General features: G+C 30.0%; 16 protein-coding genes and 3 tRNA genes. 4 read left to right on the top strand and 15 right to left on the bottom strand.

Annotated features, from left to right (window positions below; all coding sequences use genetic code 11):
• Window positions 1-102: 102 nt before the first annotated feature.
• Window positions 103-891: a GTP diphosphokinase gene (gene yjbM / locus ACJDUG_RS05990; RefSeq protein WP_406768975.1), complete on the bottom strand. Its 789-nt coding sequence runs from the start codon at window positions 889-891 to the stop codon at window positions 103-105.
• A gap of 179 nt (window positions 892-1,070) precedes the next feature.
• Here yjbM and ACJDUG_RS05985 point away from each other — a divergent pair, with 179 nt between their 5' ends.
• Window positions 1,071-1,934: a DUF2225 domain-containing protein gene (locus tag ACJDUG_RS05985; protein ID WP_406768974.1), complete on the top strand. Its 864-nt coding sequence runs from the start codon at window positions 1,071-1,073 to the stop codon at window positions 1,932-1,934.
• 87 nt (window positions 1,935-2,021) lie between these two features.
• On the opposite strand, the gene ACJDUG_RS05980 is transcribed toward ACJDUG_RS05985, so the two are convergent.
• The 4 genes from ACJDUG_RS05980 to tyrS all read right to left on the bottom strand — a co-directional run bounded on the left by ACJDUG_RS05980 (window position 2,022) and on the right by tyrS (window position 6,209).
• Complete coding sequence (locus tag ACJDUG_RS05980) at window positions 2,022-2,705, bottom strand: metallophosphoesterase (RefSeq protein WP_406768973.1); 684 nt, start codon at window positions 2,703-2,705, stop codon at window positions 2,022-2,024.
• A 21-nt stretch (window positions 2,706-2,726) separates the two neighbouring features.
• A complete protein-coding gene (locus ACJDUG_RS05975; protein ID WP_406768972.1) occupies window positions 2,727-2,987 on the bottom strand; it encodes an EscU/YscU/HrcU family type III secretion system export apparatus switch protein in 261 nt (86 codons plus the stop codon).
• A 14-nt stretch (window positions 2,988-3,001) separates the two neighbouring features.
• Window positions 3,002-4,771, bottom strand: a complete 1,770-nt coding sequence (locus ACJDUG_RS05970; protein ID WP_406768971.1) for a hypothetical protein — start codon at window positions 4,769-4,771, stop codon at window positions 3,002-3,004.
• A 217-nt stretch (window positions 4,772-4,988) separates the two neighbouring features.
• Complete coding sequence (gene tyrS, locus ACJDUG_RS05965) at window positions 4,989-6,209, bottom strand: tyrosine--tRNA ligase (RefSeq protein WP_406768970.1); 1,221 nt, start codon at window positions 6,207-6,209, stop codon at window positions 4,989-4,991.
• Window positions 6,210-6,420: 211 nt separating this feature from the next.
• Between tyrS and ACJDUG_RS05960 the strand changes: the two genes are divergently transcribed.
• Window positions 6,421-7,248 carry an RMD1 family protein gene (locus ACJDUG_RS05960; protein WP_406768969.1) on the top strand — a complete coding sequence of 276 codons (828 nt, stop codon included), beginning with the start codon at window positions 6,421-6,423 and terminating at the stop codon, window positions 7,246-7,248.
• Window positions 7,249-7,341: 93 nt separating this feature from the next.
• Here the strand turns inward: ACJDUG_RS05960 and ACJDUG_RS05955 are convergent, their stop codons facing one another.
• From ACJDUG_RS05955 to ACJDUG_RS05940, 4 genes are all read right to left on the bottom strand, one after another.
• The gene (locus ACJDUG_RS05955; protein ID WP_406768968.1) at window positions 7,342-7,752 is read right to left on the bottom strand and encodes a hypothetical protein; all 411 of its coding nucleotides are present in this window, start codon (window positions 7,750-7,752) and stop codon (window positions 7,342-7,344) included.
• Between the two features lie 271 nt (window positions 7,753-8,023).
• Window positions 8,024-9,613: a bifunctional metallophosphatase/5'-nucleotidase gene (locus ACJDUG_RS05950; RefSeq protein ID WP_406768967.1), complete on the bottom strand. Its 1,590-nt coding sequence runs from the start codon at window positions 9,611-9,613 to the stop codon at window positions 8,024-8,026.
• 142 nt (window positions 9,614-9,755) lie between these two features.
• Window positions 9,756-10,865, bottom strand: coding sequence for a Ger(x)C family spore germination protein (locus ACJDUG_RS05945; protein WP_406768966.1), 1,110 nt, complete (start codon window positions 10,863-10,865; stop codon window positions 9,756-9,758).
• Window positions 10,862-12,268 carry a spore germination protein gene (locus tag ACJDUG_RS05940; RefSeq protein ID WP_406768965.1) on the bottom strand — a complete coding sequence of 469 codons (1,407 nt, stop codon included), beginning with the start codon at window positions 12,266-12,268 and terminating at the stop codon, window positions 10,862-10,864. The genes ACJDUG_RS05945 and ACJDUG_RS05940 overlap by 4 nt, the downstream gene beginning before the upstream one ends.
• A 145-nt stretch (window positions 12,269-12,413) precedes the next feature.
• Between ACJDUG_RS05940 and ACJDUG_RS05935 the strand changes: the two genes are divergently transcribed.
• A complete protein-coding gene (locus ACJDUG_RS05935) occupies window positions 12,414-13,508 on the top strand; it encodes a GerAB/ArcD/ProY family transporter (protein WP_406768964.1) in 1,095 nt (364 codons plus the stop codon).
• Window positions 13,509-13,590: 82 nt separating this feature from the next.
• On the opposite strand, the gene ACJDUG_RS05930 is transcribed toward ACJDUG_RS05935, so the two are convergent.
• Entirely contained in the window at window positions 13,591-14,490 is a 900-nt protein-coding gene (locus tag ACJDUG_RS05930) for a YheC/YheD family protein (protein WP_406768963.1), read from the bottom strand.
• A 334-nt stretch (window positions 14,491-14,824) separates the two neighbouring features.
• Window positions 14,825-15,418, bottom strand: a complete 594-nt coding sequence (locus ACJDUG_RS05925; protein ID WP_406768962.1) for a cupin domain-containing protein — start codon at window positions 15,416-15,418, stop codon at window positions 14,825-14,827.
• A 157-nt stretch (window positions 15,419-15,575) separates the two neighbouring features.
• Here ACJDUG_RS05925 and ACJDUG_RS05920 point away from each other — a divergent pair, with 157 nt between their 5' ends.
• A complete protein-coding gene (locus ACJDUG_RS05920) occupies window positions 15,576-15,899 on the top strand; it encodes a hypothetical protein (protein WP_406768961.1) in 324 nt (107 codons plus the stop codon).
• A 109-nt stretch (window positions 15,900-16,008) separates the two neighbouring features.
• On the opposite strand, the gene ACJDUG_RS05915 is transcribed toward ACJDUG_RS05920, so the two are convergent.
• From ACJDUG_RS05915 to ACJDUG_RS05900, 4 genes are all read right to left on the bottom strand, one after another.
• Window positions 16,009-16,719 (bottom strand): DUF421 domain-containing protein, encoded by a 711-nt coding sequence (locus ACJDUG_RS05915; protein ID WP_406768960.1) that lies wholly within the window; start codon window positions 16,717-16,719, stop codon window positions 16,009-16,011.
• A gap of 253 nt (window positions 16,720-16,972) precedes the next feature.
• Window positions 16,973-17,049, bottom strand: a tRNA-Arg gene (locus tag ACJDUG_RS05910).
• 7 nt (window positions 17,050-17,056) lie between these two features.
• A tRNA-Gly gene (locus ACJDUG_RS05905) sits at window positions 17,057-17,131 on the bottom strand.
• Between the two features lie 4 nt (window positions 17,132-17,135).
• A tRNA-Leu gene (locus ACJDUG_RS05900) sits at window positions 17,136-17,219 on the bottom strand.
• Window positions 17,220-17,223 lie beyond the last annotated feature (4 nt).

Here is a 17,223-nt window from a genome sequence, read left to right as displayed (position 1 = left end):
TAACTTCGAAAGAAGTTTCAAACTAAGAATAGCCACAAAACCATGTGTTGACCTGAATTCATTACATTCAGACTAACAACACAAAGGCTTTGCGGCTATTCTTTATTTATATTTATCCAAAACTTTTTCTGTAGCTTGCAGGAGATTGTTTAAGTCATAAACCTCTCCTTCTTCTATAAGCTTATTTAAATGCATTTGAAACCTTGTAGATTCAGCCATTTTACCTATGGAGCTTAATGTTAAAATGTTATTCATTATATTTGAAATTAAATTAGACTTTACCTCAAATAACTTTTGTGCATCTTTAATTTCATCTTTAATTTCTAACATCATCTGATCCAAGTTAAAAGCTGCATCCGCAGCATTTTTTAACTTCTGCCTTATATAATCTGGAATTTCATGCTTATATTTATAATTTAATGAATGCTCAACTGTAGCCCAAAAGTTCATTGCAAGAGTTCTTATCTGAAGTTCAGCAAGGATATCCTTTTGCCCTTCTGCAAGATTAACAGGATATTTTATTATCATATGATAGCTTCTGTAACCGCTGGTCTTATAATTAGTCACATAATCCTTTTCATACATTATTTGCATATCTTTTCTGTTTCTAATAAGCTCAACAACTTTATTAACATCATCAACAAACTGACACATAATTCTTATGCCTGTTATATCTTCCATTTCATATTCAATGCGATCCAGAGGTATATTAAATTTATTAGCTTTTTCAAGAATGCTTGCTATTTCTTTAACTCTTCCCGTAACAAGTTCTATTGGGGAATATTCATTTTTTCTTCTAAGCTCGTTTCGAATACTCCTAAATTTTATTTTAAGTTCCTCCACTGCTTGCTCATAAGGTATTAAAAAAGTCTTCCATTCTTTAATTGCCATATCCATCGTCACCCTTTACAAAAAACTTCTCATATATATTATATTATATTTCTATAAATTAACAACTACAAATAGTTTTATAATTTTTTTATTATCTGCTTATTCAAACCAATAGATTATTATATTTTATTTGATATAATAGAACTAATAGAAAAATTTATTTAACAAGGATGATGCAAATGAGTGACAAAATATTTTCTGGTTTAGAAGACCTTGGCTTCGATGATATAAGTGATGTAAGCCTTTATAACACAAAAAAAGAAAAAGAAAAAGAACAAAAAGCAGAAAAAAAAGATGATGATCCTAAAAATCATTTATATGACGTTACAGTAACTTGTCCTGTTTGTGAAAATGTTTTTCAAGCAAGAACTGTAAAAAGCTCCTCTTACAGGAGGCTGAAAAGTGACAGCGACCTTCATGTACGATATTCTTTAATAAATCCATACTTTTATGAAGTTTATCTTTGCAATGTTTGTGGATATGCTGCCATGAAACAAGATTTCCACAAAATTAGAGATTCTCAGAAAGAACTTATACAAAATAAAATAGCTCCAAAATGGCAGGGAAGACGTTATCCAGAGGTTTATGACAATGATATTGCAATCGAAAGATACAAGCTTAGTCTATTAAACAATGTAGTAATGGGAGCAAAAACCAGTAAAAAGGCACTTAATTGTCTTAGAATAGCTTGGATGTATAGGCTCAAAGAAGATGACGAGAATGAGCAACTTTTTTTAAAACAGGCTTTAGAGGGTTTTAATGAAGCATATTTAAACGAAGACTTTCCTATTTGTGGAATGGATAAATTTACAATGATGTATTTAATTGGTGAGTTATGCAGGAGGACAAGTGATTTAGATGAAGCTAACCTTTGGTTCAGTAAGCTTATAACCACCCCAGCTGTACCCCAGAAAATAAAAGAAATAGCTAAGGACCAAAGAGATTTAATTAAAGAAGCATTAGAACAGCCTATAGAAGCTGCCGAAGAACCAGAAGAAGAAGATAATAAAAAGACTGGTTTCTTCTCGAAGCTATTTAAATAGCCTGAAAGTCTAAATATAAAATTACAGCATGTATTAGCTTTAAAGCCAATACATGCTGCAAATAACACTAAATATAAATTAGGCTAACTACAATATTTTAATTGGATCAAAATTAATATAATCTGCTGATGTGAGTATGTATTCTACTCCATCTAGATTTCCTTCTAATATATTACTAAAATTTGGGCCATGAATATGTCCATAGAATACTTTCTGAACTCCATATTCCATGAAAATCTTAGTAAACTCTGTCTCCTTAGAAACTTCACTAGTAGGAGGATAATGTACCATAACCATTAGTTTTTTATATCCTGCCTTTATTGCTGAATCTAATGACAGCTTTAATCTAATTATTTCTCTGTCATAAATTTTCCTATCATGACTTGTGAAATTTTCTCCTGGAGATATCCAGCCTCTAGTTCCACATATAGCATAGTCTTCAAAAGAAAAAAAGTTGTTCTGAATAAAGTTCATGTCATTATACAATTTATTAAGTTTAGAAATGCTTTGCCACCAATAATCATGATTACCCTTTACTAATATCTTCCTACCTGGAAGCCTGTGAATCCAATCTAGCTCTCGTAAACCCTCTTCCATCTTTATAGACCATGAAATATCTCCTGCTATTAAAACTGTATCTTCGTCACTTATTTTTAAAAACCAATTGCTCTCAATTTTTTCATCATGCTTATACCACTGATCTCCAAATACATGCATTGGCTTTTCACCACTAAGTGCTAAATGCAGATCAGAAATTGCATATAGGCCCATTTAGTCAACTCCTTTCGGCGGTCATCTTTTACTTCTATCCATGTCCATAACATATACTATAATTTTAGCCACCGCTTCATATAATTCAGGAGGTATGCTATCTCCTACATCCACATTTGCAAGAAGTTCAGCCATTTCTTTGTTATATACAATTGGAACCTTGCTTTCTTCTGCTTTTTTTATTATATTCTCAGCAATAAAACCCATGCCTGCTGCAGTTACAATAGGGGTGTCATAATTATTCTCATACTCAAGAGCAGCCGCCTTTTTAATGTTTTTCATTTTTAACCATCCTCTTAAACCTTAACATTTATACTACTTAGGCTGCTGTCATCGAAAAAATCCCTACAGGTTATCAAATTGACTCCTAAGTCTCTTTTTTCTATATTTAAAAATGTATTATAGCCTAATTCCTTAAGTTCATTCATAATCTTATTTTTTCCAGATGAAAGTAATTTAATCCAGGTTTCATCACATTTAAGAGTTACATTCATATTTTGCTCTTTTACTTTCATATAGGCATCAACAACGCCGATATTGCCTGTTTTTACACTTACTACCATACTGACATTTTTAGAATCAATTTTCTTTCCGGTTTTCCTATCATCTTTGATTAATAGCTTACAGTTATATTCCTCTCTATTCAAATTAATAGGAATATCAAGATAATAATACTGATTTGAAATAGAATTAAAAACTTTAAAATCATTAATATTATCCTTTAATCCCTGAATTACTTTGTCCATTATTTCAGGCTTAGTTTTATCAATCTTATCTAAGACTTCTTTAATAATATTTTTCATGGTTTCTGTTTTATTAGTAAACTCTTCTTTTACCATGTCTTCTAATTGATTTTTCACTAAGCTTATTTTATCCTTTGATGAACTTTTAAAAGCTAATACCTTCTCTTCTAAATCTTTATTTTCGCTGTTTTTTTCTAGGTTAATTGACTTGTCTTTATCTTTATCTGAATTATTTTCACTTAATGCTTTAAAACCCTTTTCAATTTTCTCAAATTCACTTTCCAACGTTTCATTATTTTTATCAGATACTATACTGTTACTATCTTTATTTCCATTATCAGCAGTTTCTATAGTTTTGGCGTTAAGGATATCAAAGCTGTCGCTATCCTTCCCCTTAGGATTTATAAATTTATTCATTTCCTTATTAGGTATATTTTCCTGAAGCAGTTTTTTTAGCCCCTCAAAGAGGTTTGATTCTTTAGAATTTAAGCTGCTGCTTTCACCCTTTAATTTCAATTCCTCGAAAAGCTTATTTATTTCTTCCTTTGCATTTGGAGCTTCTTTAATTTTTATCAAAAGTTTAGATATATCTTCTTCTTGATTAAAATTTAATTCCATCTGTTTACTTATGTCTTTTAGGTCTTTATATATTGTTGAAGACTCATTGTTTACTTTTATGAAGCTATTAATATTTTCTTCATTTAAATCTATATTATTTTCAATCATGGTTAATATTTCATCTTCTGAAATATTTTTCAGTGCATTAAAGAATTTAATTAATGTATCTTTAATTTCAATGCCCTCAGCAGAATCAGGCTTTATATTTTTACTATTTATAAATTTAAGTATAAAATTATCAGCCTCCTCAGTGTCCTCAAGAAGCTTATCTCTAAAATCAAAAATGGTTTTAACTTTAGATATATTTTCTTTTGTTAAAGGCATATTATGTTTTATCATATTCTTTAAAATATCATAATCTTCTTTATTTACATCAATTTTACTTTGCAGTAATAAATCTTCAAGAGTATTTTTATCTAATTCATCCTGATCCTTACTTGAATTTAGCAGCTTAATTTGAAGCTTACCTTCAGAAAATCCTTCTACCTGAAATTTTACTAAACCATCAGGTACAAAATCTAACTGCTTTTGGAGCTTTGCCGGAAATTGCCATCCATCTAATAATCTTAATATAAGCTCTTTATTAAGTTCACCTGTCGAAACAATCTTAGCAGAAAAAACTTGCCCAACTTCAAATGAAAGCTTACTTGATATTCTCTTAGGATTTATATTGTAGGCACCAATTATATTGCTTATTCCTGCCATTGCTTCACCACCTCAATTTTATACATATAATATTAATTATCGATTATTTTGGATAAAACTAAAATGGAATTATAATGATATTGTTTTACAAAAAAACAAATTTTAATAAGAAAATCCCCTAAGGGATTTTCTTCATAAGTTCTTATTTATAATTCTACTTCTTTAATGTAAATACTTATTCTAATTATATTGAAAACCTTCAACAAAAATACAGCATCTATATAATAACAATTTTGTTGTAATTTTTCTTTCCTCTCTTCACCAACATACCATCTTCTGAAAAATGTTCTTCTGTAACAATAAAGTTTACATCTTTAACTTTTTCATTATTTACAGTAAGACCACCTTGCTGAATTAATCTTCTACCCTCTCCCTTTGATGGTAGTATTTTAGCTTCTACAAGTATATCTAATATACTAGCGCCTAAAAACTCCTTTGAAATAGATGATGTTGGTACATTCGTCATATCACTTCCGCCTGAAAATAGTGCCTCAGCCCCAGATTTAGCCTTTAAGGCCTCATCCTCTCCATGAATTAACTTAGTAACTTCAAATGCAAGTACCTTCTTAGCTTCATTTATTTCAGAATCTTTAAGTGATCCTAATCTTCTGACTTCCTCCATAGGTAGAAATGTTAAAAGTCCAAGACACTTTTCTACGTCCGCATCGTCTATATTTCTCCAATATTGATAGAAATCATAAGGTGAAGTTTTTTCCTTATCAAGCCACAGTGCTCCTTTTTCTGTTTTGCCCATTTTCTTGCCTTCACTATTAGTTAATAAGGCACAGGTCATTGCAAAAGCAGGCTTATTTTCCTTCCTTCTAATAAGATCAGCTCCAGCTAACATATTAGACCATTGATCATCTCCACCCAGCTGCATGATGCAGCCATATCGTCTATTTAACTCTAAAAAGTCATAGCCCTGCATAAGCATGTAATTAAATTCTAGGAAGGAAAGTCCCTTTTCAAGCCTCTGCTTAAAGCATTCAGCTGTCAGCATCCTGTTAACTGAAAAATGTACTCCTACCTCTCTAAGAAAATCTACGTAATTCAGATCTAAAAGCCAATTAGCATTGTTTTCAAGAATTGCTTTCCCATTACTGAAATCAATTAGCCTTTCAAGCTGATTTTTAATTGAGTTAGCATTATGAGATATTTCTTCTTTTGTAAGCATCTTTCTCATATCAGTTTTACCAGATGGATCTCCCACCATGGCAGTTCCACCACCAACAAGTGCAATAGGTCTATGGCCTGCTCTTTGCATATGTGCCATCATCATCATTGCTATAAAGTGACCTACATGTAAACTATCTGCCGTTGGATCGAAACCTATATAAAAAGTTATCTTTTCTTTTTCTAACAATTCCTTAATTTCCTCTTCATGAGTTAATTGCTTAAGAAAACCACGTTCTACTAATACGTCATATACACTAGACATTATAATCTCTCCTTCGTTTCTTCACTTTATCTTATAATAGTATATATTTAAAACATTATTTAATCAATATTTGCTGTATACTAATTGAAGTTTATGATAAAATCATAGTTATAGATAAAAAGCTTCTTAGATTATTTTCTTCTAAATCATGTTTGCTGCATTAATAAATATAAGCAATGAAGCTTAAAGTTATATTTAAAGGAGTGTTACTATGCAGAGCTGGGTTTTTAAATCCTTAGTATTAAGTAATGAGATAAATTTAAACAAGTTAGCAGCTCATTTTGGAATAAATCATAAATATAAATGGGAAGACCCCCTAGTACTGAGTGACAGTGCATTAAAGGGTATTTTAAAAGGTGTAGAAAATAAATGGGTCTACATATATTATTTTGGTTCTATGGTTTTTGTAAACATGGAACATCATGAAATTATGGATGTAACAAATTATATAAAAAAGATTGATCCTACTTTAAAAAATAACGCACCGGATAATTATATTGATGAATATAGGCTGGAGATATCACCAGAATATGAATATATGTTATATAATGACCTTATGACATCAAATGAATTTGCTCCCTATTATCTTGATATATTGTCAGTGGTACTGGCAAAATCTACAGCACTTAGAAAAATAGAAAATGATACAGAAAAGCTTCTTGATAGTATTGAGGATGTAATTAATTATCTTGATACTGGAAAGTTCAATATGTCTGATGAACAAATTGCAAAAACTTCAGCACAGGTTTTAAGATTTAAGTATCATACTATTTCAAATCTTATGCTTCTAGATAAGCCAAAATCCGCCTGGGACAATGAAGACATAGAAAATTTCTTTGTTCAAGCTACTGAGCTCTTTGAATTTAAGGAAAGATATGCAAAGATTACTGGTAAAAGTGAAATTCTTCGAGATATAACTGATGTATTTGCAACATTATCTCATGAAAAAAGAGGAACAAAGCTTGAAATTATGGTAATTATACTCATTCTTTTTGAGCTAATTATAGGAATTCTAGAGTTTATTTTTAGATTACGTTAATAAGTAATAATATAAAGGCAGCTAAATGAATTATAACTTACTTATATTAATAAGTAATAGCTCATTTAGCTGCCATTATTTTTTTATTCTTTTTTATGCAACATATTTTTTAATAAATTCCGGCATTTCCCGTTCTTCTTCATTAACATTTATATAGAAATCAACATTATTTTCAAGGGAAAGTTTTTCTAATTGCAAAAATAAATGTGCCGCATCACTTACAACGCCAGATACAATATTGAATAATCCATCAACATAAATGGTATCAACATCATAATCCTCCGAAATAATGCCGCACAAGAATCCGTAAAAACAGTTAAAATCTTTTAAGCCATATTCATCAGTTGAAATAAATCTAATTCTTTTGTCTAAATCAAAAAGTCTTCTTCTGTCACAATCAATATAAACTACATGTCCATTTGCCTCTAAAATTCTGTCATTTGCCGAATTGATCAGTGCTTTAGTTTTTCCTGAACCTCTTTTATTGCAGAATACATGAATCATGATTACCACCCCTTCAAGTTTTTTTTAGGTGCTATTTTCTACATTATATAATATTCAGAATATTTATTCAACATTCTGAGTCATAATGTTTCTTAACAAATTGTTAACTTTGTTTGTAATCTATATTCCTTAGTTTTATTAAAAAAGTTATATTTACTTCTATTTACTATTCTTATCATATTGTGGTGAATATATACATTATTTTCTTATATTATTATATTATATTAATTGTATTAAAAGACGGTGAAAATCCACCGTCTTTTGCTTATTTCTAATCATGTATTACCATCCAATTATTATTAACCTCTGCCTCTATTAAACCTCTATCCATAATGTAATTTGCAATTAATTCTGAAACATCAGTTGTCATATCTTTAATCACTGGCTTATTTTGGAACATTTCATACTCACCGCCGCCACCGGCCCTGTAATTATTCATGACTACATCATATTCATCTTCCATTTCCATGGGATGTCCTTTGTAATTCAGTTTAACAACTCTTTCACCAATTGGTTTTGAAATATTTAAAATATAATCAATGCCTTCCCACATATCATAATTATAATGCTGAATCTTATTGTTAAAAAACTCAGGATTTACTTTTATTTCTTTGCCATTAAAGGTCTCAAAATAAGAAGCACTTCTTTCTAAGGCTGCCTTAATATCCTTTCCCTTTATTCTAACTACTCTTAAGGTATTAGGATATATATAATTAGAAACTATATCTCTCATGGTAACTTCTGGAGGCAGCCCTGGAGAATAGTTGTCAAAGAGTGCTGTATTTGAAATGGAAGCTCCCGAATAGTACATTTGGACTTTATTTATAAACTCTATAAGTGCACTATCTTTTACTCTTATCTTCATAGGATCCCCTACAAGCATATCACCTTTAATTTTACCGATAGGCATATCAAGCCATTTTTGAGTTTTTTCTTCATCTATGGTTACAATCTCAAGCAACTTATTATCTGTTTCAATATCTTTGGTACTTAAAAGCTTAGAAGATTTACTTACTATGCTCCACTTATCTTCTCTCTTTTCAAATAGAAGATCTATTTTACCAAGGTGGGTTCCATTAGCACCTGGTTGAATAACAAGTACACCATTTATAAGCTTGCTTGAAATTAGCCTATGCTGATGGCCTGTTAAGAGCACATCTATACCAGGAACTTGCATACATAATTCATAGCCTTGATTTTCCCCGGTTAAGTTTTCTGCAGCTTCTCCAGTATCAATATCTCTTTCTATACCCCCGTGGTATGAAACTACAACAACGTTCACCTTTTCTCCTTCTTTTAAATATTTTACAAGTCTTTCTGCATGTACTATGGGGTCTTCAAACTGCAATCCTTCTATATGTATTGGATTTTCCCAATTAGGGATATACTTAGTGGTTAGTCCAATTATTCCAACCTTTAATCCATTAGAGAATTCCTTAATTATATAGCTGATTCCTGAATATGGCTGCTTATTTCCCTTAAAAATAGTATTTGCTGAGAGCCATGGAAAGTTTGAATCTTTCATAGCTCTCTCTAAAATTTCCCTGCCATAATTAAATTCATGATTACCTATAACTGCGGCATCATAATTTAAATAATTTAATACCTTTATAACTGGATTTATATCTTTGCTGTCTATTCTAGCATAGTGGTACGTAATGGGTGTTCCCTGGAGCAAATCCCCATTGTCTATAAGAATGGTATGTGGATTAATTAATCTCTCCTGATTTATTAGAGTAGAGATTTTAGCAAGTCCTGTATCATACTTTTCATTAGTACCATAATTTATAGGAAATATACTGCCATGAATATCACTTGTTTCTAGTATTGTTAATTTTATAATTTCTTTATGCCCCTTCATATATCAATAAATCCTTTCCAATATATAGAAGTTCTTATTATATTAACTATATTATAATCATAATAAATATAATTAACAACTAGCTTAAGCTTCAAAAAACATAACTTACAACATTCAATTTAAAGAGATTTAAAAAATCCCTTTATGTATTGCCCTGAATATCAGGTGATCCTTCAATAGTTTCATCTATTTCCAAGTTAAGTTCAGTTATCTTTAATACATTTTCCAATTTTACATTAGGATACTTTCTTTCAAATTCTTCTTGAATTTCGAAGATATCCAAATTTTCTTCTTTGTATTTATTAAATAAACTTTTACAAGCTTCTTCTATATTTAACTTAGATTTATTTTTAATTTTCTCTAATTCATCATCGTTAAAACTTATATTTTTTTGAACATCTGCAATACTAGTTTTTAGTTTTATCCTTTTATTCAGGTGAATTAATTCTCCATCATATGTTAAATTTGTTTTTGTTTTGCTATTTAAGATTCTTAAGGTTACAAAGCTATTATTATTATCAGGATTTGTAATTTCAAGACTTCCAGAACTTAAATCATACTCTAGAAAATTATATCCTAAACCTAACCTTTTTGTCATAAAGTCAACCATCTTATCGTTTTTAATAATAGCTCCACCTTCTATTTCAATAATATCCTCCAATTGATTTTTTTTAAGATCCACGGCCGTTACAATGCCAGTTCTACTGCCAATTAATCTTTTATTTAAGTAATCATTAATTGGAAGCTTTATAGCTCTTGGGGATGCTCCAACATTTTCTATTAAGTCATGTATATAAATGCCTATGTATTCTTCTGATTTAATCTTAGCTCCTAATATTCTATCAGGAGAAGTCATCAATACGGCGATGTATGGCCTTACTAAAAACTGTTGCTCTCTATCAACTATATCTATAAAATTGTCTATGCCATACTTAGCCGCAAATTGAGTGAACATAATTACTTTATTTTGTGTATAATTTAATTTTAAACTTGAAGATAAGTTTATATCGGTTAAGGCTTCAAAAACTGTTTTTCCTGTTCCCTTAAATAATAATCTCTCTCCTTTCTCTGATCCACCTTGAGTAGTTCTTGTAGGCTTAAATGCTTCTAAATATATTATTGGCATGTTATTTTTATCAACATCTATAATTACGGTAGTTACAAATAGCAGCCTATTAACGTCATTATAACCTCTGCACCCGTTAAAAAATAAAGTAAAACCTAAAAAAATTGATAAAATTATCTTTTTCACTTCGTTTTATCCTCATCTAAAATATTATTTGATATTCTATTTAAATCTCCTCTTAATAAAAGGTCTTTATATTTATACTGCTTAAGGGTGCCTAAAGGAAATAAAAATGGGTAACCACAGCTATTTAAGCCTGCCATATGAGAAACTAAAATGCAAAAACCTATGTAAAAACCAGGAAGCCCTAAAATAGTTGAAAAAAATATAATTATTATTGACCAAAAGAATGCCACTCCATATAAATTAGGAATTAAAAAAGAACTGATTGATGCAATTGCCACTATAATTAGAGTAGTTTGGGAAGCAATGTTAGCTCCTACTGTAGCATCACCTAAGATAAGCGACCCTACTATACTCATTGAAAGACCTATAGGCTGAGGAAGTCTAATGCCTGCCTCTCTGCTAAGCTGAAAAAAAATCATCATAACCAGTACTTCAATTACCGTTGGAAATGGAACTCCTGCCCTAGCTATGGCAAGTCTGAAAATAAAACTATAGGGAATTAAAGAAAAATGATGTGTAACAATAGCCACATAAAATCCTGTAAGTAAACTTGCCATTATGAAAGCAAACCATCTAAAAATTCTAATTCCACTTGCAAAATATTTATTGGAAGTATAGTCATCTGTGACTTCAAAGTTTTCAATAAAGAAATAAGGAACTGTAATAACAAAAGGGCTCCCATCTACAATTATAGCTATCCTTCCTTCACATATTTTAGATGCAACCTTTTCCGGCTTTTCACTATAGCCCACAGTGTCGAAAAGTGTATACTTGCATTGAAATTGTTCTTCAACATGATTAGTTAATATAGTCTCGCTTGATTTTATATTATTAACTTGCTCTTTCACATAATTTAAAAGCTCTTTATGTACCTTATTTTGAAGATACACTAATACTATAGTAGTCTTAGTTGATCCTCCAATAAGTAAATTTTCAAATTTTAAATTAACATCCCTTATTCTTCTTCTGAGCAGTGATACATTATCAATAAAAGGTTCATTAAACCCCTCTCTTGGGCCCTTAATATTAGTTTCTGTTATAGGTGTTGTTATACTTCTCTTACTAAATCCCTTGGCTTCACAATATAAAACATTGCTATAAAAGCTAAAAATAATGACCACATTACCTGATAAAATATTAATTAGAGCTTCTTCTTCTGTGTTTATATCTCCAACTATACCTGCCATTAGAATTTCTTTTTTCACTTCTTCAGTATTATTTTTCATTAACTTAGCTTCCAGCAAAGGTGTAACAATATATTCGCTAATAAATTTAGCATCACAAAGACTGTCTGCAAAAACCAAGGTTATGTTTCCTTTGATACATTGTATTTCCCTATATTTTATATCAAAATTGTGTACTAGTTTCTTTCTTATACTAGCTAGCATTTCAATTCCATTCATACTACCACAACCTTTTAAGAATAAATGTGATTTATTCTATTATTCGTAATAAAAATGAATAGTATTCTTATGAAGGGAAATAATTACTAAAGTTAAAAGCTTATAATTGAAATTTCTTTATATATTAGTTTGTGAGGTTATAACTATGGACAAATTTACTTCTAAGCATCTTGCCTTTTTAATATTAGGTACCGCAGTAATATCCCTTAAAACTTATCCTGCTATCTATATGAGAAGTGGTGGTAAAGACTCATGGGTGGCAGTTATTATTTCATCTACGCTAATAATTTTCTACTTTCTATATATATTATATATTTGCAAAAAAACAAACAGCTATAATATTTGTAACATTTATAAGAAGGCACTTGGTAATATTTTGGGCACCATTTTTCTGTTTTTCTTTGTAGTCACATTAATTTTGACCTTAGTTGAAAGTTCCTCTGTTGAGGCAAGTTCAATGCACACCAATATGCTATATCTTAATCCACCTTGGACTCTGCTAGTATTTTTCATTTTTCCTGCACTATACACCATAAAAAAAGGTAAGGTTGCAGTTATAATAGTAACTTTAATAGGCATAACTCTAATAATGTTTGCTGGAATAAATCTTAGTATTCTTACTGCAAAATATAAAAAGTTCAAATATTTATTCCCCATATTTACTAATGGAGTTAACTTAGGCTTTATTTTTTCCTTAATTAAATCTCTAGGTATGTATGGTGGTTTAGGAATTGTTTTACCCTATCTTAATGAAATTGAAGACAAGGTAAAATTGAGACGTGATGCCTTAATCGGCCTAATAATATTAGTTCAAATGGAAATTATAGCTTCTGCAGGAATTATAATGACCTTTAGTATTAATAGAGCTAATAATATATCCTATCCAAAGCTTATTCAAACCCAACTAGTAAGTCATTTTGGTTTTTTAGAAAATGGTGAACTTTATGTTATGCTTCAAATAGTAGGGGGATGGTTTGTAAAATATATTTTATCCTTTTTTGCTATATTGCTTATTTTAAAACAACTGAAGATTAAGAATAAATTTGTTGATTATATCCTAACATTAGTGGTATTCATAATGAGTTATTATTGTTCAAAGAACTTATTTTATTTATTTATCCTCTTAGATTATTATACCTACATTTGCCTTATTAACTTTATTATAATTCCCACTTTTGTTTTTAGCATTTTTTATATAAGAACAAAATCTACTAAAGTTAAGGATGCAAAGCCTGCATAACCATGATATTCTCCTTTTAGTGTACTGCTAATAAACTATCTACTTCAAGGGCACCTATCAGCAAACGCAGGCTTCTTACTTTTTACTTCAAATTAATAATTGGCACTTCATATAATATTGTGGTATTTTTTCTTGAATAGGTTATAAAATCAATTTGTTTAAAGTCCTTGTAGCTATTCAAAATATTCATATCCGTAACCCATAGTTTTTTTTCTTTATCTAAAGTAAATTCAAATTTATATTCATAAAAACCAGGATTTCCTTTATCTAAAATATGACATGATCTTTGGCAAATTTTATTTATTTGTTTTAAGAGCAGCTCCAGTTTACACCCAATAGGTAAAGCTTTTTTTAGTATATTTAAATATTTTTCCTCTGAGGAATCTAATATTTTATTTAAAAGGATTCTATTATTACTTATTAAAAACTGAAGTGAAGAACACTTCCAATTTACTGCATCAGCCTTTTTCATAGTTACTTGTATATCATCAAGTAACTCACCTGTGTTAACACATCTGATACCTTTTTGAAGAAAATAATCATTTAAGGATACTTCTTGTAATTGAAATAATTCTTTAAGATCACTTCGACAATCTAATATTTTTTTAATAGGCTGTTGTTTCTTATTTCCAGTAACTTTAATGTAATCCTCAATGGCTTCTAAAAAGTAAATTGGAGTATTTATACTGAATTCTATTGGTCTTAAAATAACCCTGCCATATTCTTTTGTGAAATTTATGATTTCTCGGTAATTATTAATTTTTTTAACAGGAGGAATATACTTTGAAAGTTCCTCAGACTTGTTAATTACCATGTAAGCTTCATATTTATTAAAGTTAATTGTATTTAGTAATTGATCTTTTGTTTTTATAAGTATTTCTTCTTTTAAATTGTTATTAATTATAAAATAATTTTTATAATTCTTATTATAAGGCTGTACTATATTTTTAGATTTTTCCTGAGTTTCTGTTTTTATAAGCATAAGCTATCCACCCCTATCAAAAGAGAATCTTATGCAGTGCATGCTGTATAAAACTTTAAGTCAATACCTTAAGTGTTTATTTTATCAATTTTAACTTAAAGAATATTTTTCCTATAATAGTTTATTTTGAAGTGTAAATTATGTTACCAAGTGTTTTAAAGCTTATAAGAATAAGTTTTAAAACACCCATTTCTGGGTGCTCTATTTAACCTTAAAATAAAAACCTAATCCAAAGCAAAAAAAGGTAATACTGATAAAATATTCTCAGTATTGCCTTAGTTAAGTTTTAAATGAGTATAACCCTTAATAATTAACGTCCTTGACCCTTTGAAACTTAATGAGCCATTGCTTTAGTAACATGAACTGTACCGTGTGGGTGCTGTGGTGGAGCATATATGGAATACATCTTAAGCGGTTTATTGCCTGTGTTTATTACGTTGTGCCATGTGCCAGCAGGTATAAAAATCGCAAATCCATCGTAGACTTTTCTTTGATAATTTAGGTTATTTTTATTAGACCCCATTTGTGCAAGCCCTTCACCATCTTCAACTCGTAAAAATTGGTCAACTGTAGGATGAATTTCTAAACCTATGTCCTCCCCTGGCTTGATACTCATTAATGTAAGCTGCAAATGCTTTCCTGTCCATAAAGTTGTTCTATAATTATTGTTTCTCTTAGTAGCCTCATCAATATTTACTACAAATGGCTCAGGTCCATAGTCCTTCAATCGAACAGGGTCATTTCCCTCTGCTGTACGTGAATAATCAAATATTGAATCATAATTTACTTTATCTTCATAAGGAAAATATTGATTGTTATACTGTCTCGAAAAGTCTTGATTATATATTAGTTCGTCACATAGATATGGACATTGATATGTTCCATTCCTACAATAAGAACATGGACAATTGTTATAATAACTATACATAAATGTTTATTCCTTTCAAAGTATTACCATATTATATTATGCACCTTGCATAATAGGTGTGCTCTCTAAGCTTTTTAAATTTAGGTAATCTTATGTCTCAAATTTAAAGCTAACAGAATAATATATTAATGTAGGTAAATTTAATGGAGGTTAATCAATGTATTACAGAAATGATGCACTAGAGCCTAACAATTTTGAGCCAAAAGAAATTAATGCTGAAAATAATCAACAGGACCGTCATAAACAAACAGATAAAAATTATATGGGAATGCCTTATAATATGTTTCCAATGTCTCAATGCCCATGGATGCAAACATGCCCTATGAGGGAAACTTGTCCAATGATGGGAGAATCGAAAATGATGCCTCAAATGGATCCTGGCGACCCAGATCCACGTTTCACACATTTTCACCATTTTCATCACCATTTTCATCATCATTTTTTCCATCCTCATTTCCAACATTTTCACCGTGGATTTTAGAATGATAAAGATTTAAAAATTATATTACATCAATTAAACCTCTGAAATTACTCAGAGGTTTTGCTTTTTTACATATAAAATATTATTATATTCCACTTCACTACATTTCTTATGCATGCTTATCTTGAGAATTAGATAAATTATCCTTAGTGATTATTTGTAACTGTTCATCTGTTGTGAATCCTGCGAAAATTACATCTGCTATGTCTTCTACTTTTTTTAAATGTAGTTGATGCTTTAACCATGCAAGATTCTTTTCAGCTAATTTTAAATTTGTTTCTATAGCCCTTCCATTAACAATTAAATTTAAAATTAAACCTTTATATGGAGTAGAAATATTTAAGTCTTTAAGTGTTGCTGCGTTATAGGGCGATTTTTTTAATACACTTAATTCTCCATCAACTTCTAGTAAAGCAAATTCCACCTCAGATAAATCAAATATATCTTTTTTACGGAGTTGCATTAATAAATTTTCAATGTTATATCTTGCTTTTTTTAAATTTATATCATTTACAGTTCCATTTTTTATTAAAATCAAAGGCTCACCAACTGTAAGTCTCCGATTTGATAAACTTTTCATGTTTATATATGAAATAACTATTGGAATAATACTCCAAACTACAAGGCTAATAATACCATCATAGACGCTTACATTATCATGAACACTTGTTGATCCTGCTATCTCTCCAATTGTAATTCCTGATATATAATCAAAGTATGTTATTTCAGACAAATGTTTTTTACCGGTTATGCGGATAAGTATAAAAAGTACTATAAAAATAATTAAAGATTTATAAAGTGTTGTTATTGATATACCCATAGATATTTATTACCTCCAGCTTTTAACTAAAAATAAGTAATATATACTATTATATACATTAGTAAGATAACCATTCATTGTTCCGAAATATGCTACCCTGTTTCTGAAAAATCTTTAATACTTTTTAGATTCAGTTGCTGGATTACTGAAGTGGAGCTTTAGGTATAAAAAAACTTTTAATATGGGAATAATGTGGAAAAACAGAAAAACACCTAAGTTTGAATTTCTACAAACCTAGGTGTTTCAACATTCTTGGTGCACCCAACAGGAGTCGAACCTGCGACCATTGGATTCGAAGTCCACTACTCTATCCAGCTGAGCTATGGGTGCTTAAATTTGGAGCGGAAGACGGGACTCGAACCCGCGACCTTCACCTTGGCAAGGTGACACTCTACCATTGAGTCACTTCCGCATATTGGTGCAGATGACAGGAATCGAACCTGCATGCCGTAGGCGCTAGATCCTAAGTCTAGTGCGTCTGCCAGTTCCGCCACATCTGCATTA

The organism is Candidatus Clostridium stratigraminis, assembly GCF_045310675.1.
Taxonomy (GTDB): Bacteria; Bacillota; Clostridia; order Clostridiales; family Clostridiaceae; genus Clostridium_AT; species Clostridium_AT stratigraminis.
The sequence above is the reverse complement of the archived record's forward strand: the minus strand, read 5'-3'. Positions and strand labels throughout refer to the sequence as shown.